This is a genomic window from Paraburkholderia sp. CNPSo 3274 (assembly GCF_024206475.1).
Taxonomy (GTDB): Bacteria; Pseudomonadota; Gammaproteobacteria; order Burkholderiales; family Burkholderiaceae; genus Paraburkholderia.
Genome location: NZ_JAMBPR010000009.1, coordinates 125638 through 146605 on the forward strand (window position 1 = coordinate 125638; position 20968 = coordinate 146605).

A 20968-nucleotide genomic window follows, 5' to 3' on the forward strand; every position below is an offset into this window, starting at 1 on the left:
CCCGGTTGTGCATTGCGCGCTGCGCGGTATGCGTGATGGGAGGCACACGATGAGCCAGACATTTGAAAGAGGACGCACTGTCGACGTCCAGGCGTTCATCGACGATCAGCGCTTTACGCTCTTCCACTGCATTTTATTCGTGCTGTGCTTTCTCACGATCGCACTTGATGGTCTCGACACGGGCGCGATGGGCCTTATCGCACCCACACTCGCGCAGGACTGGAACGTGCCGCGCGACTCGCTCGGCCCCGTCTTGAGCGCCACCCTCGTTGGCATTGGCGTGGGAGCGCTGCTGGTGAGTCCGCTCGCCGACCGCATCGGTCGCCGCAGCGTGTTGATCGGCTCGGTGGCGTTCTTCGGCGTATGGAGCACGGCAGCGGCTTTCGCCACTTCGATGGATGCGCTCACCGCCATGCGATTCCTCACCGGCATGGGCCTCGGCGCGGCCATTCCCAACACGGCGACACTGATGGCCGAGTTCGTGCCGGCGCGCATTCGCGGCTTGGCTGTCAATGGGATGCTCGTGGGCTTCGCGGCCGGCAACACCGTGGGCGGCGTGCTTTCCGGGTGGCTCATTCCCGCGTTCGGCTGGCGCAGCGTGTTGCTCGTGGGAGGGGCCGCGCCGCTCGTGCTCGCCTTCCTGCTGCTCGCCTTCCTGCCGGAATCGGTGAAATTCATGGTGTCGAGCGGCAAGCCCGCGGAACGCATCGCACGCGCGCTGCAGCGCCTCGCCCCCAACGCGCGCCTTGACGGGTGCGTGTTCGTTAGCGCGGCACACGCGCCTCGCGAACGCGCGAACCGATCGCCCGTGCTCGAACTGCTCTCCCGCAACTACCTGGTGGGCACGATCATGCTGTGGGTGGCGTATTTCATGTGCCTCGTGGTGCTATACCTGATCAACAACTGGATGCCGACGCTGCTTAAGGGCTCGGGCTTCTCGCTGCCGCAATACGCTGCAACGTCCGCGTATTTCCATCTCGGCGCGTGCGTGGGCATTCTCATGGCGGGCTGGCTGATGGACCGCATGAGCCCGGTGCGCGTGATCGCGCTGTTCTTTGCGCTCACTGCGCTCGTGGTGCTCATCATTGGGCGTAACGTGGCGCACGACGCGGGCCTCACGGTACTGATCGTCGCCACGGGTCTCACGCTTTCGGGCGCGGCTTCTTCGATGTCCACACTCGCCACGCAGTTCTATCCCACCACGAGCCGCGTGACCGGCTGCGCGTGGATGCTGGCGATCGGGCGCCTTGGCGCCGTGGCGGGCACCTTCGGCGGCGCGTTCCTGCTCAGCCTGAACTGGGAGTTCTCGGCCATTTTCGGCCTGCTCGCGGTGCCTTCGCTGATCGCAGCCGGCGCGCTGCTCATGCTCGGGCGTCATGCGCCGGATCTGCGCAGTGCGGAGCGCATGACGGGGACCCCGGCGGCCTCGCAGCACTGAGCCGCGCCCGCACGCGCGGCACGTAGATCCACTCACTGAATGAACGAACGGGCACACGGCGCGCCGCGTGCCGGGGCCCGCTTCGTCTCGCGCAACGCAATGAGGAACGATTCGATGGCTCCAGAAAACAGGGCGCTGCCGCTTGCCGGCGTGCGCGTGCTCGATCTCTCGCGTGTGCTGGCCGGCCCGTGGTGCGCCATGGTGCTCGGCGACCTCGGCGCGGAGGTCATCAAGGTCGAGCATCCTGGTCGCGGCGACGATACGCGCGACTGGGGCTTGCGCATCGGCCGCACGGAAACAGCCTATTTCAATAGCGTGAACCGCAACAAGCGCTCGCTCACGCTCGATCTGCAAACACCTGAAGGGCAGCAGATTGCGCGCGATATTGCAAAGACTTCCGATGTCGTCATTCAGAATTTCAAATATGGCGGCGCGGAAAAACTCGGTCTGGGTTACGAGCAATTGAAGCGTGAAAACAGCAAGCTCGTCTATTGCTCGATTTCCGGTTACGACCGCGCCGGCCCCGAAGCCGAGCGCCCCGGCTACGATCTGCTCGTGCAGGGCGAAGCCGGATTGATGGCGTTGAACGGCGAAGCCGAACGGCCGCCGCTCAAGTTCGGCATCGCGGCCGTCGATCTATTCACTGGCATGTATTCCGCGCAGGCCATTCTCGCGGCGCTATACGAGCGCGAGCGCGGCGGCAGCGGGCGCCATATCGAAATGGCGCTGTTCGACTGCGGGCTTATGATCACCGCCTATTACGGACTTGAAGCGCTCGTAGCAGGCGAGGACCCGCCGCGCTTTGGCAACGAGCATCCGTCCATCGTGCCCTATGGCGTCTTCGAAGCGGCCGACGGACCGCTCGTGGTGGCGGTAGGCAACAACGGCCAGTACGAGCGCTTTTGCCGTGAAGTGCTGCGGCGCCCCGAACTTGCCGATGACGCGCGCTTCAAGACCAATATCCTGCGCTCGCAGAACCGTGCGGCGCTGCTGCCGGAAATTCGCCGTGCAATTGCGAGTGAGAAGCGCGCCGCGCTGCTCGAAAGGCTCGCCCGCGCCGGCATTCCGTGCGGCGAAGTGGCGGGCCTGCGCGAAGCGCTGCTTTCGCCGCGCGCCACCGAGGCTGGACTCTTGACCACCCAGCCACATCCGCATACGGAATCGGGCACGACGCCCGTGCTCGCCCCGCCGTGGCGCTTCGATGGCGAGCGCATGCCCGTGCGCCGTGCGCCGCCGCAACTTGGCGAAGGCACGCGCGACGTGCTGCAAGGCGTGCTGGGCTTTAGCCCCGAGCGTATCGCCGACCTCGCCCGCCGGGGCGTGGTGTGACCTGACACGGTGCGCTCCAGACACGGGAGCACGCCACACTCATTCGAAAATCGCGTGGAGGGATGCAGCCGCACATCAGTTCAATAGAAGATTCGGAGTACAAATAAATATACATAACAGGATCGTGTTCTGGAGACGTCATGAAGAAGAGTCATTTTTGGGTTGGTCCGATCGTCGCGCTCGTAGCGGCGAACGCAAATGCGCAGAGTTCCGTCACGCTGTACGGCCTGATCGATCTCGGCATCAACTATTCGAGCAATGCGCAAACGGGCCGCAACGCCGATGGCTCGCTCAACGGCAAATCGCAAATCAACATGAGCGACGGCGCGACACGCGGCTACGGCGGCAGCCGTTGGGGTATGAAGGGTTCGGAGGATCTGGGCGGCGGGCTCTCTGCGATCTTCACGCTCGAAAACGGCTATAACATCGTGAACGGCGCCATCGCGCAAGGCGGCGCAATGTTCGGCCGCCAGGCTTTCGTCGGGCTGAGCAGCAACACGTTCGGCACGGTCACACTCGGCCGTCAGTACGACACGCAATCGGACTTCGTGTCGAACTATTCGCCGGCCATCATTGCGGGCATCTCGGGCGCCGTGCCCGGCGATGTGGACGGCCTCGGCCACACTCGCCGCGTGAATAACGCCATCAAATATCTGAGCCAGAATTATCGCGGTTTCACCTTCGGCGGGTTGTATTCGCTGGGCGGCCAGGCCGGTAATTTCACGCGCAACCAGGTATGGGCGCTGGGCGCGAACTACGCGATCGGCGGATTCTCCGCGGGCCTCGGCTACTTCAACGCGCGCGACCCGAATCTTTCCTCGTTTGGCAACAGCCCGAATAACGGCGGCCCGGCCACGAACAACATGGGGTCGGCCGGTTCTCTCGCGACGGCGCAATCCAATCCGATCTACGCGGGTTATTCCTCCGCCCGTACGTACGAGATCTATTCGGCAGGCGCAAGCTACAAATACGGGGGAACGACGTTCGCGGCCTCGTTCAGCCATTCCGCGTTCGACAAGCTTGGCGATCTCGACGCCGGTCCCAATCCGTTTCACTATAGCGGCACAGCCATCTTCAACACGGCTACCGCCACCGTCTCGTACCTTGCCACGCCCGCGCTGCTCATCGGCGGCGCTTATACGTACACGCATGGCGGCGGTGCGGGCGGCAATGGTTCGGCCACGTATCATCAGGGCATATTCGCCGTGCAGTACTTTCTCTCGAAGCGCACCGAGCTGTACTTCTTCGGCGTGTATCAAGCCGCTACCGGAACCGACTCGCTCGGCCAACCGGCCGTTGCCAGCATCGAGCTCATGACGCCTTCCAGCACGAATCATCAGTTCGTGGGCCGCGTAGGCATCATTCAACGCTTCTGACCGGAAGCATTTATTGCGTTTGAAACTTTGCATGGCCGCTGTCCGGTTCTCTCCGGGCAGCGGCCAGTTACTTTTGGGTAGCTATCACGCGTGGCTCGAATTCAGCTTTGAGTGCGCGGGAACGGAGCGAGGCAGCAAAAACAAAAACGCCGCTGAAATCAGCGGCGCAAGATGCAACACGGAGATTCCGTTTAGTGCAACGTGAGCTGCACGAGCTTGTGAGTCGAGGCGTTGAAATTCACCATCGGATTGGCTTCGCGATTGGCCGCCTTGCGAATCTTGCCGACGACGAGATCGTGCGTGCCGAGCGGCTGCGTGCAGACAATGTCGCATTCCAGGCTCGCGAGCGCATCTGTGAGCACCGGCAGGCCGTGCTGGCCATCGCTCCAGCAGCCTTCGGTGAAGCGCTGCGGTCCTTGCGGCGCCCCGAGGATCTGGCCCATGACCGACCCATGTTCCTCGCCCAGAATATTGGCGACGAAACGGCCGCTTGCCATGAGCGGCGCGCGTATGGACGACGACTGGTTCACGAAAAATCCCACGAGCGGCGGCTCGGCCGAGATCGACGTGAGGCTCGAGACGATCATGCCCGCCACGGCGTCGCCGCTGCCGGTCGTGATCGCGCTGATACCCGCGGGCAGGGCGCGCATCGCAGCCTTGAAGTCAGCGAGCGAAACGACTTCGTCGCTATCGGTGAGCGTAATGTGCGCGCGCACTTCGCCGCGCTCGTTGACCCAGCCGAAGCGCGCCGCGTAGTCGAGCATGCCCGTGAAGCCCACTTCCCATGCGGCATCGCCGGCGTGCCCAGAGAGAAAGCGCAGCACGGGGGGCGCAAGCAGAATATGATCATCGCCGTCGCGCCGGCCAATGCGCGCAACGGCCTGGTCGAGCCGCTCGCGCGGCTGGGGGTCGACGAGCACGTCGAGCTTCTTGAAGTTCGACGGGTCGAGTAACGTGATCGCTCCCGCGTTCGTCAGGTGCAGACGCATGGCCGCCTCCTCAGACCGTCGTGGTTAACTGGCCCACTTCCTTGCGGATGGCCGGAATGATCTTCTCGCCCCAAAGCTCGATCTGCTTGAGCATGGTCTTCTGGTCGAAGTCGCCGAGCTGGGTTTGCAGCGCAATGTGTTTTGGACGCAGAATGCTGATCTCTTCGAGCATCTTGTCGATCACTTCATTAACCGAACCCACCGGCAAATTCTTGCGCAACTGATCGAAGCTCAGGTCGGTGGGCGACGGCTCTTCCTTCACCATATAGCCGTCTTCGGAATGCGCTCGGCGATATTTAAGGCTTTCGGAAATGCGGCGCTGAAAGCGCGCGCAATCGAGGTACGCGTCGACTTCGGCCTTATTGTCCGAGGCATAGCCACAGCGCAGGAAGCCGAATTTGACGTCGCGGTCGAGGTCCTTGCCGTTTTCTTGCGCAACCTTTTCGAGTCGGCCGCGCAGGCTCGTGATAGCGTCCGTGCCGTTGAGCAGCGAGGTCACGAACAAATTGTGATTTTCGCGTACGCCGCGCCCGAGCGTGACGGGGTTGCCTGAGGTAATCCACAGCGGCGGCATGGGGTCCTGAATGCAGCGCACGGCGATCGAGCTGGGCGGAATCTTCAGATACTTGCCGTCGTGGTCGAAAATCTTTTGCGTGAGGCCCTTGGGGATCACGTCGAGGAATTCATTGAAAATCGCGCCCGATTCGGCAATGTCCACGCCAAAGCGCTCGAATTCGAACTCCTGATAGCCCGAACCGACCCCAAGTTCGAGGCGGCCGTTCGACACCGTATCGACAAAGCCGACTTCGGCGAGAAAACGCGCCGGGTGATAGAGCGGAAGAATGCAGACCGCTGTGCCGAGGCGAATGCGCTTTGTCTTGCCGGCCGCGTGCGCAACCGTCATGAGCGGCGAGGGCGAAAGCGAATAGTTGTTGAAGTGGTGCTCCGCATACCAGGCAGTGTCGAATCCGGCCTGTTCCGCCACAACGGTTTGCTCGATCGAATTGCCGATGACTTGCTGTGAAGTCTGATGATAGCCCCGCTGCTGGGCCAGGATGAAAACGCCGAATTCCATAGTGCTCCTCTCTCTTTATAAAACCCAAAGGGCTTGAGAGGAATTCTAGATTCGCCATGTTATTATCAGGAATAACGTAAAACATGCGTTCTGAACTGCAAGAACTGGAGGAATCATGGATCGGCTTCGTGCGATGGAGCTGTTTCTCTCTATTTCACGAACGGAGAGTTTTTCGGAGACGGCGCGCAAGTTCGGCGTTTCGGCCACCTCGGTCTCACGCATGATCACCGAGTTCGAAGGCGAACTGAATGTCAAGCTGCTGCTGCGCTCCACGCGGCAGGTGGTGCTGACCGAAGCCGGACAGGAATACGCGCGGCATCTGGAGGGCATTCTCTGGAGCATCAGCGAGGCGCAAAGCAGCATTACGGCCATTAGCGCCGCGCCCATGGGAACCTTGCGCGTGCATTCGCGCATGATGTTCGGCCTTGGCGTGCTGCCGCCACTGATCGCGGAATTTCGTCGCCAGTATCCGGACATCCACGTCGAATTGATTCTTGGCGAATCGAAAGCCGACTTGCGTCGCCAGCAGATCGACATTGACTTTCGCATTGCGCCGCCCGTGGAAGCGGGACTCAAGCGGCGCATTCTCTTCAAGAGCGAGCGCTATCTCGTGGCCTCGCCTGGCTATCTCGCCGCGCACACGGCGCCAGAAACGCCGCAAGACATCGCCACGCACGAATGCCTTGCATACACATTGCCCGGCGACAACTACATCTGGCGCTTCAAGCAGGAAGAAGCGGTAGAGGAGGTGGCGTTCAAACCGCGCCACGTGAGTAACAACGGCATTGTGCTGCTGGATTTTGCGCGGCTTGGCGAAGGCATCGCGCTGCTCGACGATTACACCGTGCACCACGATATCGCGAGCGGCAGGCTCGTGCGCCTGATGCCGCGATTTCAGGTGAGCAACACGTCGTTCGAGGATGGCATGTATGCCACCATTCTCGACACGCCCATGATTCCCGCGAAAATACGCCTGTTTTTGGACTTCATCGCGGCGCACGTGTCGGGAAAAGAACTGCGGTTTTCGGCTTATGGTGACGCGTTCGCGCTTTGAGCGTGTCAAAGCGCGCGTCTTTCACGCCGCGCGTATGCGGCACGCAAAGCGCGGCGCGCCGCGATAGCCCGCGCCGCGCACGCGCAGCAGCGCGCCGTCGAGTTCGCCGCTCGCGCGCAGCCGGCCACTATCGGTGATCGAAGTCACGTAAATATCGTCTAGCTGCGTGCCGCCAAAACAGAGCGAAGCAGGATGCGCGAGCGGCAAGGCGATGCGATCGGTCATGCGGCCTTGCTCATCGAAGCGCGCAATGGCGCTTGCGTGCACGAGGGCGGTCCACAAGCCACCTTGTGCGTCGAAGCAGCAGCCGTCGGGCGCGGAGCCCAGCAATTCGGTATTCACGAACGTGCGGCGCTCACCCAGCGTGCCGTCGCCTGCCATGGCGTAAGACCAGATGGTTTTCGCCGCGCTGTCTGCAATATGAAAGCGGCCATTCGACGGATGCACGGCTGGCCCGTTCGCGACGCCAATTCCCCCATCCAGCTTGTTCAGCGCACTGTCGCATTGCAGGCGGTAAATGCCGCCTAGCGGTGCTTCGCCACGCTCGCGATAGATATGCATGGTGCCCACCACAAAGCTGCCGTCGGGCATTGCAGTGCCATCGTTCAGGCGCAGATTCGGATGGCTGGCCTCGATGCGCGCAAGCGGGCGCCACTCGCCGGTATCCGTATCGAGCAAGACGATTTCCTCTTTGAGCGCGACGATCAATTTGCCGTCGTGATTCAACGCAAATGAACCGGCAGGCGGCGGCACGTCGAAATGCATGCTCGCGCCCGTTTGCGGATCGACGCGGTAAATCCGCCCCTTTCTGCTGTCAATGAACCATAGGCGCGTATGCGCGGCGTCCCACACGGGGCACTCGCCAAGTGCTGCCGTAATCGTCGTGATGCGCTCGATCTCGATTGTCATGAAGCGGATCCGTCCATTCGAATCAGGGTAATTGCGGAGTGCATTGTCGCCGTCATGCGTCTGCGCGCGGTCCTTCCCGCCGTGCTCGTGCACCGCTTTGCGCATCGTAAATCACCTCCATTCCTGCGAATAGCATGAGTTTTTGCAGGAGACATCCAACGATTTCGGCGGAAATCGCAGGAGTGGTCCGTCCATATAATCGGTTCGCAGGAGCCCATGCCAATGCCCGGCTCGTTAGCGCGGCAACCGGCATGGAGTCGAGAACACGAGGAGGCAATCATGCAGATGAAATTCGAAGCCCCGCTGCGGGCCGCGCGCGCCGTCGCGCCGATTGAATATTCGAACAAGGGAGCGCGAGCATGAGCGAACGTATGGTGCGGCTCGAAGTGGCCGATGGCGTGGCGCTCGTGACGATGGCGCGCGAGCCGGTCAACGCCCTGAACCGCGAAATGCGCCGCCAGATCATCGCGGCCTTCGACGAAGTGTCCGAGCGCGAAGATATTCGCTGCGCCGTGCTCACCGGCATCGGCAAGGTGTTTTGCGCGGGCGCCGATTTGCGCGATCGTCCGAATAGCGAAGCGGCCGGCGATTTTCTCGAGCACAACCGCTTGACGCGCGAAACCGGCAACGCGATTCGCGAATGCGCGAAGCCCGTCATTGCCGCCGTGAACGGCGTGGCGCTCGGCGCGGGACTGGGTTTGATGGCGTCCTGCGATATCTATTACGCGTCGGAGGAGGCGACCTTCGCCATGCCGGAAATCAACGTGGGGCTTGCGGGCGGCGCGTCGATGCTGCGCACGCTATTCGGTCGTTCCACGGTACGGCGCATGTTTTTCACGGGCCAACGCCTGAGCGCGCACGATCTCCTGCGCCGCAACGTGCTGGAAGACGTGCTCCCTCCGGGCGAACTGCTTCCCGTGACGATGGGGCTCGCGCGTGAGATCGCCTCGAAAGCGCCGCTCGCGATCGTCTACGCGAAGCGCGCCGCCAATATGGTGGAAGTGATGCCGCAGCGCGAAGCGTACCGCCACGAGCAGGATTTCACGATGGCGCTCTCGAAGACCGAGGATGCACGCGAAGCGCGCATGGCATTCCTCGAAAAGCGCGCGCCCGTTTTCAAGGGTCGCTGAGACATGAACGTCAGTGAATTTCAGCGGCCGGGAGCCGGGTTGGACGCGTTTTTCAACGCGCGCGGCATTGCCATCGTTGGTGCGTCGGAAGACATCAACAAGATCGGCGGACGCCCTGTGCATCTGTTGCGCAAATATGGCTACGCGGGGCCGGTCTATCCGATCAATCCGCGTGGCGGTGAGATTCAGGGCCTGAAAGCCTACACTTGCGTGCGCAAAACGCCCACCGCGCCGGATCTCGCCATTCTCGCCGTGCCCGCGAATGCAACCGCCGACGCCTTGCGCGATTGCGCGGCGCGCGGCGTGCGCGGGGCCATCGTGCTTTCCTCGGGTTTTGCCGAGGCGGGTCCCGAAGGCGCGGCGCTTCAGGCGGAACTCGTATCGATCGCACGCGAGGCAGGCATGCGCATACTTGGGCCGAACTGCCTTGGCACCGTGAATGTGCTCGATGGGACCATCGGTTCGTTTTCCATCGCGCTCGAAGAAAGCATGCCGCCCGCGGGCACCGTTGGCATCGTCTCGCAGTCGGGCAACGTGGGCAGCCATACCATGCAATGCGTGGCGCGACGCGGGCTTGGCGTGAGCCGCTTCGTCGCGACCGGGAACGAAGCCGATATCGATGTGGCGGACGGTCTCGCAGCGCTCGCGCACGACGACGAAACGCGCGTGATTCTGTGTTGCATGGAAACGTGCCGCCATGCGGATCGCCTCATCGCCGCGCTCGAAGCGGCGCGCGAGCGCAACAAGCCCGTGATCGTGCTGAAGATCGGCGCGACCGAGCAGGGACAAAGCGCGGCCGCTTCGCATACGGGTGCGCTCGCCGGCTCGGACGCGGTGATCGACGCCGTGTTCCGCCGTCACGGCGCATTGCGCGTACGCTCGATCGAAGAGATGCTCGACGTGGGCCACGCGGCTTCGCTGCTGCTGCCTTCGCGCCTGCCGCAAACCGATACGGCCACGCTGGTTGCCGCGTCGGGCGGCTTCGGCATCATGATGGCGGACGCAATGTCGGAAGCGGGCATTGGCCTGCCGCCGCTCGCGCCATCCACCCGCGCTCGCATCAATGAAGCGGTGCCCACGGCAGGCACGAACAATCCCGTGGATGCGTCCGCGCAGATGTCGAGCCGCCCCGACATTCTGCTCAAGATGCTCACGGCGCTGCTTGATGAACCGAACGGCAGCACGCTCGTCCTCTTCATGTCGCTCTCGTTGTTCAATTCGCGGCTGCGCGGCATCTATCTCGATGCGCTCGCGCAGGTGCGCAAGAGCCATCCCGAGCGCCTGCTCATGATCGTCAGCCACGGGCCCGCCGACGCCGTCGCGCAGATCAACGCGCTCGGTATTCCGGTGTTCGGCAGCATTGACGCCGCCGCGCACGGCCTCGCTTCGCTCGCGCGCCTTCGCAAGCTGCGCGATCAGGCGAGTGCGCCGCGCTACACGGGTCCGCTCGAACGTATCGACCCGGAGGTGTTCCGCAACGAGCGTCGCGCCAAGGCTGCGTTGGCGGCGGCGGGCATCGAGGTGCCGCGGGAAGCCATCGTCGCCGACGCCGAAGAAGCAGTGCGATTTGCCGACTCAATCGGTTACCCAGTCGTCCTGAAGATTGCCTCGGAAGACGTTGCGCACAAAACTGAAATTGGCGGTGTGGCACTGGACCTGCGCGATGGCGACGCCGTGCGCGAGGCCCATGCACGCGTGCTCGCCAACGCAGCGCAGCATGTACCGACTGCGCGTATCGCAGGGGTGCTGGTTGCGCCCATGCTGCGCGGCGGCGTCGAGATGATCGCCGGCGTGTCGCGAGATCCGGTCTTTGGTCCCGTGGTGATGGTGGGCATGGGGGGCATACACGCGGAAATCCTCAAGGACGTATCCGTGCAGCGCGCACCCGTGACGGAAAGCGAGGCGCTGCAGATGATCCGCTCGCTGCGCATGTTCGCGCTGCTCGACGGCGCGCGTGGCCAGCCGAAGGCCGACCTCGAAGCCGCCGCACGCACCGTGGCGCGGCTTTCGGAGTTCGCTTGCCGCCATGCCGCCGACGTGGCCGAAATCGACATGAACCCCATTTTGGTCAGGCCCGCGGGAGAGGGCGCCGTCGTGCTCGACGCGCTCATGATTCCCGCGGGCAACGCACCCGCCAATCAGTGAGGATAACGATGTATATCGACAAGAAGCCTGCGGTGCCCGATCCCGCCGCGGGGCGGGCGGTTTATCGCCAGTATGCGCACGACTGGCTGCGCGCGAACCTGCCCGAGCATATGTGCACGGACAGCCTCGCCTATCGTGCTCCCTCTGTCGAAGAGTGCCGCGACTGGGAAGCGAAGATGTATCACGCGGGCCTTGCAGGCATGACCTGGCCGGTCGCCTATGGCGGCTACGGCCTCACGATGCGCGAACATCTCGCGGTGAACAAGGAGATCGGCGCGCTGGCCATGCCCGAGAGCGTAGGCTCGATCGGCAAGGAGCTGGCCGGTCCGATCATCATGGCCGTGGGCACCGAGGAACAAAAGCGCGCGTTCCTGCCCGCCATTCTCGCCATGCGCGAGTACTGGTGCCAGGGCTTCTCCGAGCCCGATGCCGGCTCCGATCTCGCGCGTCTGCGCACGAAGGCCGTGCAGGAAGGCGACACGTGGCGCATCAACGGGCAGAAGATCTGGACGAGCGGCGCAGCCAAGGCCCATTACTGCCTGCTGCTTACGCGCACGGGCACGGTGGCCGACAAGCATCGCGGTCTGCTGATGTTCGCCGTGCCCATGAGCACGCCGGGCATACGCGTGGTTCCGATCAAGTCGATCGACGGCAAGGAGTCCTTCGCCGAAGTGTTCTTCGACGACGTGGTGGTGCCCGACAGCGCACGCCTTGGCGCGCCCGACGAAGGCTGGAGCGCTGCCATCCGCGTGCTCTCCATCGAGCGCGCGACCAACCGCATGTACCGGCCGTGGCGCTTCGAATGCGAAATGCGCCAGCTTGTAAGTGCGTGCAAGTCAGATACGTTGCTCGCGCAACTTCTTGACGACGGCTACTACCAGCGTCGCATTGGCGACGTGGTGGGCGAGATCGACGCGCTCAAGGGCCTCGTCGAGCGCACTGTGGAGCAGGTGATGCAGGGCGAGTCGCTCGGTGCTCGTGGCTCGCTCACCAAGCTCTACTGGTCAGAATGCCACCAGCAGTTCGCGAGTCTTGCACTTTCGCTGGTCGCGCATGTGAGTCCCGTGTCCAGCCCGCTTGCGCAGCGCGCTCGGAAGACTTTCACGCACGCCTACCTGTTCTCACGCGCGGAGACGATCTACGCCGGCACCTCCGAGGTGCAGATGGACGTGATCGCACAACGCATCCTCAAACTGCCGAAGGATCTCTGATATGACGATGCGAGACGACGGGCTCAAGCCCGAGGAATTCGCACAGGCCGCGGTGGCGCCCATCGACGACGCGAAAGCGCGCCCACTGCGCGAAGCGGCGCGCGTGCTGGCCGAAGCGGGGCTGATGGGCGTGTGCGCGTGTGAGGGCGATGGCGGCCTTGGCCTCGATATCGACTTTGCGGTGCCCATCGTGCATGCGGCGGCCAAGCAGCAACTGCGCTTTCCCTTGCTCGAACAGATCGTGCTGGCGAAGGCGTTTGGCGGCACCGAAATTGCCGCCTCGCTCGCGAGCGGTGAAAAGCTCGCCACCGTGGCGCTTCAGGGCGGCATGGAGCAGGGCGTGGCTGGCCACGCGCGCCAAGCGAACGAATGCGACTGGGTGCTCGTCGCCGACGCCAAAGGCTGCGCGGTGCTCGTGGACATGAGCACGGCAAGCTGCGAAACGGACGGCGCGCTCGATCCCGAATGCCCGCAGGTCTGGCTTACGCTCGTGAGCGCGCGGGTGGTTGCGACACTGGATGCCGACGCCTTTTCCGGGCTTCGCCGCGATCTTCAGGTGCTCGCCGCCGCCTTCGCGAATGGCGCGGCCGATGGCGCGCTGGAAGCCGCAGCCGCGTATATGTCCACGCGGGTCCAGTTCGGCCGCCCGCTCTCCGCGAAACAGGCCGTGCGCCATTTGCTCGCGCGCATGAAGCTCGTGCAGGAAGCGTCCGCTGCTGCGATTCGCCGTTCGGTCGCGACGGACGAATACGAAACTGCGCGCGACGTGCGGCCCGCGCTGGCCGGCACGCTGGCGAACGCGGCATTCGTGATCGAGAAAGCCATTCATCTGCACGGCGGCATGGGCTTCACGTGGGAGGTGCCACTGCATTACTCGCTGCGCGAGGTGCGCAAGCTCGATGCGTCGTTCGGCGCAGGCGGACTCGCTCGCGAAGTGGGCCGCGATTTCATCGCAGCATTGTGAGGAAGACAGACATGCAACAGGACATGAACGCTCGCGTGGCGCTCGTCACCGGCGCTGGCGCCGGCATTGGCCGCGCAACTGCGTGTGCGCTGGCTGCGCGTGGCGCGATCGTCGGCGTGAACGATCTGAAAGAAGAGCTTGTGGACGCAACGGTCGCGCAAATTCGCGCGGAAGGCGGTCAGGCCTTCGCTGTGGTGCGCAACGTCGCCACGCGCGAGGGCATGACCGGGGCCGTGTACGCGGCCCGCGAACATCGCGGACGTTTCGACGTGCTCGTCAACAACGCCGCTTGGGTGCGGTATCAGGGCGTGCCCGAGATCTCGCCGGAGACGGTGGACCGCATGCTCGATATCGGCTTCAAGGCCGTGATCTGGGGCATCCAGGCCGCTACGGAAGTGATGGACGCCGAACGCGGCGGCGCCATCGTCAACGTGGCCTCGACGGCGGCGCTGCGCTCGGCGGCAAGCTCCGTGGTCTATTCCGGCATCAAGGCGGGCATACTCGGCATCACGCGCGCAGCCGCGGCAGAACTCGGCGCGCGCCGTATCCGCGTGAACGCGGTTTGCCCTTCGGCGGTGCCGACGGAAGGCACGCAGCGCAACCGCAACGCTGAGCGCGATGCGGCGCGCGTGGCGCGCACGCCGCTCGGCCGGCTCGGCGTAGTCGAGGATATCGCGCGCGGCATCGCCTTCCTCGCGAGCGATGAGGCGGGTTTCATCACGGCTCAGGCGCTGACGATCGACGGCGGCATTACCTTCACGAATATATAGGATCACCAGGCAATGGGCGAGCACGCCGCAAAGACGGTCCTGATCACCGGCCCGGCCTCTGGCATCGGCTGGGCGGCAGCTCAGCGTTTCGCCGCGGCAGGCTGGCGCTGCGTGCTGGTCGATCGCAACGGCGGGGCGCTCGATCGGCTCGTGTTGGGCTTGCCAGCGACGGCCGGTGCGCCTCATCTGGTGCGCGTGGCCGATCTCACGCAACCCGACCAGATCGCCGCACTCGCGCTGGGCGCGCCGGCGCTCGATGCGATTATCAACAACGCGGGCATGTCGGACAGCAGCAATGTACCGCTCGCCGAGCAGGACGCCGCGCAACTCGCGCGGCTCGTCGCCCTCAATCTCGATGCGCCCGCACGGGTTTATGCAGCGCTTGCGCGCGTGCTGCGTCCCGGCGCGCGCATTGTGAACGTCGCATCGGGCGCGGGGCTCCATGCCATTCCGTGGCGCGGCGCTTACAGTCCGAGCAAGGCAGGTTTGATCGAGCAGACCAAGGCGCTCGCGCGTGTGCGGCCCGAGTTATGCGTGAGTGCGCTATGCCCTGGCTTCGTGCGCACGGAGCTGGTCGAGACGTTAATAGAAGCGGGGCGGCTCGACCCCGCGCGCGCAGTGGAAAAAACGCCGATTGGGCGCATGGCCGACCCCGCCGAACTCGCCGAAGCGCTGTTCTTTCTCGCGGGAGAAGGTGCGCCACTCTCGGGGCAGACACTATGCGTCGATGGTGGATCTTCGGTGTACGGCGGCAGTGCGGCCTGCACGCCAACTCCGTTCGCGCCACTACCGCTCGATACGCCGTTGCGGCTCAATGTGATCGACGACACGGCCGAGCGTTGGGCGGGCATGGGCCGCGATGGCGAACGTGAGTGCTATCCGGCGACGCTGGATGCTTCCGTGCTAGACGCCGATCCGGGCAAGCGCCTCGCCGCCGTGCATGCGGCCGCAGTTCGCTTCGCGAGCCGGCACGCGAAGCAGGCGAGCCTCACGTTGCTGCTTCCACACGAAGCGGACGATGCGGACTGGCACGCGGCCGGCGACAGCGGCGCGGCGCGCATGCTGGTCGCCACGCTCGCCTGCGAATGGGGCGCGCGTGCGCTGCGCATCAATGCGCTCGCTGTCAACCCTCAAGCCAACGCACACACTGTTACGAGGCTAGGGCCGCTCGTGCATTTCGTGGCTGGGGCACAGGCACAGTTCGTCACGGGGCAAACATGGCGCGCGGCCGACTGAGGGGCGCCACGTCGCGCGCGGCAGCGCAGGCCCGCCAAACGGGCAGCACAACAAGGAGACAGCATGAGCGAAAGCGATTCCGCTCGCGCGCGCATCAAGGCGCAATTCATCGAGGCGCGCGGCTACTGGCGCCCATGGACCGAAGCGATCCTGCATGCGCATCCGGCGTTTCTGGAGCAGTACGCGCGTTATGCAGGCTACCCCGCGCGCCACGGTCCACTGTCCGCGCGCATGGTGGAGCTGATCTACGTGGCGCTCGATGCGTCGTCGGCGCATCTGTATACAGCGGGGCTCAAAACGCATCTGGCAGGCGCACTTGCTGCGGGTGCGAGTGAGGCCGATGTTTTCGACGTGCTGCATCTCGTTGCCGCGCAGGGACTCGAATGCGTGTATCAATCAGCGGCGATACTCGCGCAGGAGGCAGCGCAAGTGACCCCATCGTCGATCGATGCGGCGTTGGGCGAACGAATCGAGAGACTATGTCCGCAGGCCGCATGCATGCTGCAAACGCTTGCCACGCTGGACCGCGCCTACGTGGACGTGCTGCTTGATTTTCTTGAGCATGGCGCGACCGGCGGAGGGCTGAACGATGCCGAGCGCAGCATCATTCAGATCGCGTTGCACGCCTGCTTCACAGCGTTCAATCCCGATGCCGTGCGCCGCCTCGTGCGCGTGGCGCTCGAGGCGGGTGTAACAGCGCCGCGAATTCTGCAGGCGATGCAGCTTGGCGCACATCTTTCCGTGCACGGCACGGCGCTGGGCGCGACGGTAATCGGCGAACTGCGCGCGACTGCCTTGTGATGCCAGTAGACACGGCTTTACGGCGAAGCTACCAAAAGGAATCCTGGTCAATGAAATCGAAATCGTGGCTCAGTCTCGAGGAGAGAGTTTGTGTCGTAACGGGTGCAGCCGGCGGAATCGGTGCGCAAATCGCGCTTTCGCTCGCACGTGAGGGAGCGCACGTGGCACTGCTCGACCGCGACCGCTCGGCGTGCGCCGACATTGTCGATCGCATCGGGAACGAAGGCGGCAAGGCGATCGCTATCGGCTGCGACGTCGCCGACAAGGCCAGTGTGGCCGAAGCCGCACACGAGAGCGAACGCGCATTGGGGCGCTGCAACGTGCTCGTGAACAACGCGGCCATCACGTTGCGTGGCGCGTTGCTCGAACTAGATGTCGAGCACTGGGACCGCGTGCTCGCGGTGAACCTCACGGGCGCACTGGTGTGCGCGCAGGCTTTCGGCCAGCAAATGCGCGCCGGGAAGAGCGGCTCGATGGTTCATGTCGCCTCCATTGCAGCGAGCTCGCCGATCCCGGCGGGCGGCGCGTATAGCAGCAGCAAGGCTGCGCTCGCGATGCTCGCCCAGCAGCTTGCCGTTGAACTGGCTGATGACAATATTCGCAGCAATGCAGTGAGTCCCGGACTCGTGCGCACGCCATTGAGCGCGCGCTACTACGAAGACCCCGCCATGCTGCGTGCGCGGACCCGGATGGTGCCGTCACGGCGCATTGCCGAGCCGCAGGACATTGCCGACGTGGTGCTATTTCTCGCGAGCGAACGATCCGGCTACGTGAACGGACAGGAGTTACTTGTGGACGGTGCGCTTGGTCGTAACGTCATGGCGCTCGTGCCCCGGCCCCAATAGCGCGGTATTCGTAGAGGACACGATCGACGCTAAGTCGGAAGTGCTCTTGAAGCGCGAGTCGAAATCGCCTCCGACTCAGGGACTCGTTACTGTGAGAACGGTCGGACTCAAGGCAGGCGAAAGGAATTTCTGAGTTTCGAGCGCACAGTGCTGGTCCCCAAGCGCGGTTCGGGACATTATTGCTGCCGCGTGAAATGCCATATGGCCCGCGCTGTTTATGCTCAATCGCCGGTACGGCTCTAAAGTTTGCGCGCGATGGTAAGTTTTCGCACGCTGCGATGGTCTTCGCTTGCAAACGCATATTGCGACACAACCTCACTTGACGGACTAGACCTCGATAGCAACAAATTTCCTTGCGATAGGAAATACCGCATGAGCTTACCAGGCAGCGCAGAGTGCTGAATCGTGGGGTGGTGCGGCAGATGCATCGAGCCCGCGTTGTCAAACGGATCCCGGCAAACCGGCAGAGCAAACAGTGTGGTCAAGTCGTGTGCAGTGGAGGACTTATGTAATAGACATATCCAACGCTCGCAAGCTTTCACTTGGCGGACCATTACCGCTGGGCGACATGAAGATCTCACTAACACGCTCACACTCTGTCGTATTGCAGCCCAATCCGGCAGCCGCGGGTCTGTTAGCCGAGGATTCCGCAGAAAACGTCCGAATATCCGTCCGCAGGGCTAGTTCGCAACACGATTGCATACATTAACGATCTCGATCTTCTGATGAAGCACGGAAGATTATTTAAAAGGTATAGGACAAAGACCGAGTTTTGGAGAATATCTGACAAAAACTACTAGAGGAAAATGAACGCGTACCTTAACCGGTCCATAGGTTTAAATACCACGGCTAATGTTTCTGGTCCCCGAGAAAACGCTCGCCTCGGTCCACTCAAGCAGATCGTCTAGATCGGTGAGCGGGAGGTTCACGAGTCGCATGAATATGGTGATCGGGAACTTCATCGCGAAGTCTGACATGAATTCGCAACGGCCTCTTTCCTTGAAGCCTTCGATCAGCGAGACGGCCAATTCCCGGATCTCGCCCTCCATGTCGCGTATCACCTTCGGCGCGAAGAAGCGGTTGATCAGCGCGCGATAGTCAGCGTGCTCGGGAGGGTCAGCCGAGAGCGGCAAGATCTGCATCGTCGTGCTTGCGGGCAGCGTGATCTGGTGCATCGAGAACGGGTCATGATTGCGCTGCGCGAATTCAATATCTTCCGCCCGCGTGAGCATCCAGTGACCGCCGTTGTACGGTGTCCAGACTATGTCCGGACCATCGTGAAGGCGCTTCCATGCGCCGACGATGTCGGCCTCGCCGCCGGGAGGCTTGCTGAAGAGGGACAGCGATATGGGACATGTGAGTTCTCCTCGAACAGGTATTCGCCAGCCGCTTCAATCAGATTTGCGAAACGGGTAACCGGACCACTAACCCTTCGAGTTCGTTGGTCAACAGAATCTGGCAACCGAGCCGGCTGTTGCCATTTGCATCGATGGCGCCGCTCAGCATGTCGAGTTCGGGGTGCTTTGCGGGTGGGATGCTCGCGGCCCACCTATCGTCGACATAGCAGTGACATGTCGCGCAATTGCAGTAGCCCCCGCAATCAGCCAGGATGCGAGGCACCGAGTTGTCGATCGCTGCCTGCATCAGTGACTGGCCGGCAAGCGCATTGACGGTGTGCTCTGTGTTGTCATGCTCGATGAAAGCAATTTTCGGCATTTCAGTATCGTGAGTTTTTCCTACCGCATGAACATCGTCGCCGAGTTTGCCTAGCTGACCGTGAAGCCACCGTCCGCGGCGATGATTTGCCCGGTAACATAACTTGAGGCGCGGGTGGCGAGAAAGAACACACTCTGGGCGACCTCAGTCGGGGCCGCCATCCGTCCCATCGGAACGCGGCCTGCGCCGACGATCGGACCGCGAATCCTGAAGGTAGCGCTGATGTTCTTGCCGCCCTCGCTAGCCATACCGCCTGGCAGGATCGAATTGACGCGGATTCCATCGGCCGCAAACTCGCTTGCCAGTGATCGTGTAAGGCTGTCCACGCCGGCCTTCGCGGCGTCGTAGTGGGCGTTGACGCCCCACAACGTGGGTCGAAGTGCGCCAACGGAGGAAACGTTGACAATCGAGCCACCGGCACCCTTTGCTTTCATGCGCGCGATGGCCTCGCGGCAACAGAGGAAAGTGCCTCGTAGCGTCACGTCCTGCATCTGGTCCCATTGCTCGACGGACATTTCAAAAAACTCGGCTTTCGAACGGTGCGCGGCGTTGTTGACCAGAATATCTACGCTGCCGAAATTCGCATCGACAGCCGCGAATAGTGCCTTGATGGAAGCTTCATCAGCCACGTCCACCTTGCAGGGCATCGCAATACCACCGTTCGCATGAATTTCTGCCGCTGTTACGGATGCGGCATCCGGATTAAGGTCGGCGATCACGACGTTGGCACCTGCCTCGGCAAGCAGCCGCGCCGTTTCGCGGCCGAGACCTTGTGCAGAGCCGGTAACGACGGCAGTCTTTCCCGTGAGATTGAAGATCTGCGTGAGGCGTGCGCCGATCTGGATTTCGCTAAACATGGAATGCTCCGTTTGAGTAGTCGATGAAAGTCGTGCTTCTCGGCGCGCGTCAGCTAATCAGAAATCCGCCATCGAGCGTAATCGACTGGCCCGTCATATAGCGGCCCGACGGGCCTGCAAGGTACAAGACCGCTGCGGCGATGTCGGCGGGATCTCCCCATCCAAGTGGCAAGCGTCGCTCTGCGTCTGTACCGGGTCCCGTGAGCTTTCCCGTCTTCAGGCGAGCCTGCGTGTCGGGGTGAAACTGAACCTTGCCAGGCACTGCGCCGGGAAGCACGCAGTTGATGAGAATCTGTTCAGGGGCATAGTCGAGCGCCGCGGAGCGGACCAATCCCGTTACGCCGGCTCGTGCAGCGCCGTAAGCGCCATTCCCGTTGAGGACGGCATGCATGGCTCCCATAGTGGTCACGTTCACAATACGACCACCCCGGCCTGCGACGAGCATGTGCTTGATCGCTTCTCGCATGCAAAAGAACACGGATTTCAGGTCGATCGACATGACTTCGTCCCAGGCTGCCTCGGAAAAATCCGTGAGCGGTCCGTTATTGGTCATCGCCGCGCAATTGACCACGATATCGGGGCTCCCCCAAGTCGCGTGCACTTGTTCGAACAACGCAATGACGGAGGCTTCGCGTTCCACGTCTGCCTCAATGGCGATGACTTCTCCGCCTGCCGAAAGGATTCTGTCGACGACAGGTTGCACGTGCGCCGCACGGTGATCCGCGATCACAACCCTCGCGCCGGCCTCGGCCAATACAGGGGCGATATCGATGCTGGAATTGTGTCCCTTGTCGGTAACGACAGCGACTTTTCCGCTGATGCCGAACAGCCGTTCAAGCACGGTCGTGGTCATCGGGTTGTCTCCTGTGGGGGGTGCTTGTAGGGCTTTTTACGAATTCTAGCGACAACGTTCGGTACCCACTGGTTACCGTAAGGAACAATTAGAGTGACTAATTTTCACTAACTTAGGTCGGGCAGAACGGGCAGGGCTCGAGTCGCGACGCGATTGCGGAGCCAGCAACCGGGCGAAAGCTGTTCACAAAAATACGCACGCCGTTCTAGATTTGTAACAATGATGCCAGCCGGGAGTTCCCTTGTTGCGAGCGTCCGGACGTGCCGCGCA

Annotated in this window: 19 protein-coding genes; 12 read left to right on the forward strand and 7 right to left on the reverse strand. The window is 62.8% G+C overall.

Annotation, left to right across the window (positions count from 1 at the left end):
- Positions 1-49 precede the first annotated feature (49 nt).
- From M3I54_RS08470 to M3I54_RS08480, 3 genes are all read left to right on the forward strand, one after another.
- Positions 50-1438: an aromatic acid/H+ symport family MFS transporter gene (locus M3I54_RS08470; protein WP_254334690.1), complete on the forward strand. Its 1389-nt coding sequence runs from the start codon at positions 50-52 to the stop codon at positions 1436-1438.
- A gap of 114 nt (positions 1439-1552) precedes the next feature.
- Positions 1553-2767 (forward strand): CaiB/BaiF CoA-transferase family protein, encoded by a 1215-nt coding sequence (locus M3I54_RS08475; protein WP_254334692.1) that lies wholly within the window; start codon positions 1553-1555, stop codon positions 2765-2767.
- A gap of 140 nt (positions 2768-2907) precedes the next feature.
- Positions 2908-4143, forward strand: a complete 1236-nt coding sequence (locus M3I54_RS08480; protein ID WP_254334694.1) for a porin — start codon at positions 2908-2910, stop codon at positions 4141-4143.
- A 191-nt stretch (positions 4144-4334) separates the two neighbouring features.
- Here the strand turns inward: M3I54_RS08480 and M3I54_RS08485 are convergent, their stop codons facing one another.
- Positions 4335-5132, reverse strand: coding sequence for a flavin reductase family protein (locus tag M3I54_RS08485; RefSeq protein ID WP_254334701.1), 798 nt, complete (start codon positions 5130-5132; stop codon positions 4335-4337).
- Positions 5133-5142: 10 nt separating this feature from the next.
- A complete protein-coding gene (locus M3I54_RS08490; RefSeq protein WP_254334703.1) occupies positions 5143-6207 on the reverse strand; it encodes an LLM class flavin-dependent oxidoreductase in 1065 nt (354 codons plus the stop codon).
- Positions 6208-6322: 115 nt separating this feature from the next.
- Between M3I54_RS08490 and M3I54_RS08495 the strand changes: the two genes are divergently transcribed.
- The gene (locus M3I54_RS08495) at positions 6323-7261 is read left to right on the forward strand and encodes a LysR family transcriptional regulator (protein ID WP_254334705.1); all 939 of its coding nucleotides are present in this window, start codon (positions 6323-6325) and stop codon (positions 7259-7261) included.
- A 21-nt stretch (positions 7262-7282) separates the two neighbouring features.
- On the opposite strand, the gene M3I54_RS08500 is transcribed toward M3I54_RS08495, so the two are convergent.
- Positions 7283-8275, reverse strand: coding sequence for an SMP-30/gluconolactonase/LRE family protein (locus tag M3I54_RS08500; RefSeq protein ID WP_254334707.1), 993 nt, complete (start codon positions 8273-8275; stop codon positions 7283-7285).
- Positions 8276-8529: 254 nt separating this feature from the next.
- Between M3I54_RS08500 and M3I54_RS08505 the strand changes: the two genes are divergently transcribed.
- From M3I54_RS08505 to M3I54_RS08540, 8 genes are all read left to right on the forward strand, one after another.
- Positions 8530-9300 (forward strand): enoyl-CoA hydratase/isomerase family protein, encoded by a 771-nt coding sequence (locus M3I54_RS08505; protein ID WP_254334709.1) that lies wholly within the window; start codon positions 8530-8532, stop codon positions 9298-9300.
- Positions 9301-9303: 3 nt separating this feature from the next.
- A complete protein-coding gene (locus tag M3I54_RS08510; RefSeq protein ID WP_254334711.1) occupies positions 9304-11445 on the forward strand; it encodes an acetate--CoA ligase family protein in 2142 nt (713 codons plus the stop codon).
- A gap of 8 nt (positions 11446-11453) precedes the next feature.
- Complete coding sequence (locus tag M3I54_RS08515; protein WP_254334713.1) at positions 11454-12656, forward strand: acyl-CoA dehydrogenase family protein; 1203 nt, start codon at positions 11454-11456, stop codon at positions 12654-12656.
- 1 nt (position 12657) lies between these two features.
- Positions 12658-13620, forward strand: coding sequence for an acyl-CoA dehydrogenase family protein (locus M3I54_RS08520; protein WP_254334715.1), 963 nt, complete (start codon positions 12658-12660; stop codon positions 13618-13620).
- A gap of 11 nt (positions 13621-13631) precedes the next feature.
- Positions 13632-14390 carry an SDR family NAD(P)-dependent oxidoreductase gene (locus M3I54_RS08525; RefSeq protein ID WP_254334717.1) on the forward strand — a complete coding sequence of 253 codons (759 nt, stop codon included), beginning with the start codon at positions 13632-13634 and terminating at the stop codon, positions 14388-14390.
- Between the two features lie 12 nt (positions 14391-14402).
- A complete protein-coding gene (locus M3I54_RS08530) occupies positions 14403-15626 on the forward strand; it encodes an SDR family oxidoreductase (protein ID WP_254334719.1) in 1224 nt (407 codons plus the stop codon).
- Between the two features lie 63 nt (positions 15627-15689).
- The gene (locus tag M3I54_RS08535) at positions 15690-16427 is read left to right on the forward strand and encodes a carboxymuconolactone decarboxylase family protein (RefSeq protein ID WP_254334721.1); all 738 of its coding nucleotides are present in this window, start codon (positions 15690-15692) and stop codon (positions 16425-16427) included.
- A 50-nt stretch (positions 16428-16477) separates the two neighbouring features.
- Positions 16478-17272 carry an SDR family NAD(P)-dependent oxidoreductase gene (locus M3I54_RS08540; RefSeq protein WP_254334723.1) on the forward strand — a complete coding sequence of 265 codons (795 nt, stop codon included), beginning with the start codon at positions 16478-16480 and terminating at the stop codon, positions 17270-17272.
- An 836-nt stretch (positions 17273-18108) separates the two neighbouring features.
- Here the strand turns inward: M3I54_RS08540 and M3I54_RS08545 are convergent.
- From M3I54_RS08545 to M3I54_RS08560, 4 genes are all read right to left on the reverse strand, one after another.
- Complete coding sequence (locus M3I54_RS08545) at positions 18109-18504, reverse strand: cytochrome P450 (protein WP_254334725.1); 396 nt, start codon at positions 18502-18504, stop codon at positions 18109-18111.
- 163 nt (positions 18505-18667) lie between these two features.
- Positions 18668-18988 carry a 2Fe-2S iron-sulfur cluster-binding protein gene (locus M3I54_RS08550; RefSeq protein ID WP_254334727.1) on the reverse strand — a complete coding sequence of 107 codons (321 nt, stop codon included), beginning with the start codon at positions 18986-18988 and terminating at the stop codon, positions 18668-18670.
- Between the two features lie 50 nt (positions 18989-19038).
- Positions 19039-19845, reverse strand: coding sequence for an SDR family NAD(P)-dependent oxidoreductase (locus M3I54_RS08555; RefSeq protein WP_254334729.1), 807 nt, complete (start codon positions 19843-19845; stop codon positions 19039-19041).
- A gap of 49 nt (positions 19846-19894) precedes the next feature.
- Entirely contained in the window at positions 19895-20698 is an 804-nt protein-coding gene (locus tag M3I54_RS08560) for an SDR family NAD(P)-dependent oxidoreductase (protein WP_254334731.1), read from the reverse strand.
- Positions 20699-20968: the final 270 nt, after the last annotated feature.

Coding starts and splice junctions, on each gene's coding strand:
- M3I54_RS08470 (WP_254334690.1), top strand. CDS start 50: ATGAGCCAGACATTTGAAAGAGGACGCACTGTCGACGTCCAGGCGTTC.
- M3I54_RS08475 (WP_254334692.1), top strand. CDS start 1,553: ATGGCTCCAGAAAACAGGGCGCTGCCGCTTGCCGGCGTGCGCGTGCTC.
- M3I54_RS08480 (WP_254334694.1), top strand. CDS start 2,908: ATGAAGAAGAGTCATTTTTGGGTTGGTCCGATCGTCGCGCTCGTAGCG.
- M3I54_RS08485 (WP_254334701.1), bottom strand. CDS start 5,132: ATGCGTCTGCACCTGACGAACGCGGGAGCGATCACGTTACTCGACCCG.
- M3I54_RS08490 (WP_254334703.1), bottom strand. CDS start 6,207: ATGGAATTCGGCGTTTTCATCCTGGCCCAGCAGCGGGGCTATCATCAG.
- M3I54_RS08495 (WP_254334705.1), top strand. CDS start 6,323: ATGGATCGGCTTCGTGCGATGGAGCTGTTTCTCTCTATTTCACGAACG.
- M3I54_RS08500 (WP_254334707.1), bottom strand. CDS start 8,275: ATGCGCAAAGCGGTGCACGAGCACGGCGGGAAGGACCGCGCGCAGACG.
- M3I54_RS08505 (WP_254334709.1), top strand. CDS start 8,530: ATGAGCGAACGTATGGTGCGGCTCGAAGTGGCCGATGGCGTGGCGCTC.
- M3I54_RS08510 (WP_254334711.1), top strand. CDS start 9,304: ATGAACGTCAGTGAATTTCAGCGGCCGGGAGCCGGGTTGGACGCGTTT.
- M3I54_RS08515 (WP_254334713.1), top strand. CDS start 11,454: ATGTATATCGACAAGAAGCCTGCGGTGCCCGATCCCGCCGCGGGGCGG.
- M3I54_RS08520 (WP_254334715.1), top strand. CDS start 12,658: ATGACGATGCGAGACGACGGGCTCAAGCCCGAGGAATTCGCACAGGCC.
- M3I54_RS08525 (WP_254334717.1), top strand. CDS start 13,632: ATGCAACAGGACATGAACGCTCGCGTGGCGCTCGTCACCGGCGCTGGC.
- M3I54_RS08530 (WP_254334719.1), top strand. CDS start 14,403: ATGGGCGAGCACGCCGCAAAGACGGTCCTGATCACCGGCCCGGCCTCT.
- M3I54_RS08535 (WP_254334721.1), top strand. CDS start 15,690: ATGAGCGAAAGCGATTCCGCTCGCGCGCGCATCAAGGCGCAATTCATC.
- M3I54_RS08540 (WP_254334723.1), top strand. CDS start 16,478: ATGAAATCGAAATCGTGGCTCAGTCTCGAGGAGAGAGTTTGTGTCGTA.
- M3I54_RS08545 (WP_254334725.1), bottom strand. CDS start 18,504: ATGCTCACGCGGGCGGAAGATATTGAATTCGCGCAGCGCAATCATGAC.
- M3I54_RS08550 (WP_254334727.1), bottom strand. CDS start 18,988: ATGCCGAAAATTGCTTTCATCGAGCATGACAACACAGAGCACACCGTC.
- M3I54_RS08555 (WP_254334729.1), bottom strand. CDS start 19,845: ATGTTTAGCGAAATCCAGATCGGCGCACGCCTCACGCAGATCTTCAAT.
- M3I54_RS08560 (WP_254334731.1), bottom strand. CDS start 20,698: ATGACCACGACCGTGCTTGAACGGCTGTTCGGCATCAGCGGAAAAGTC.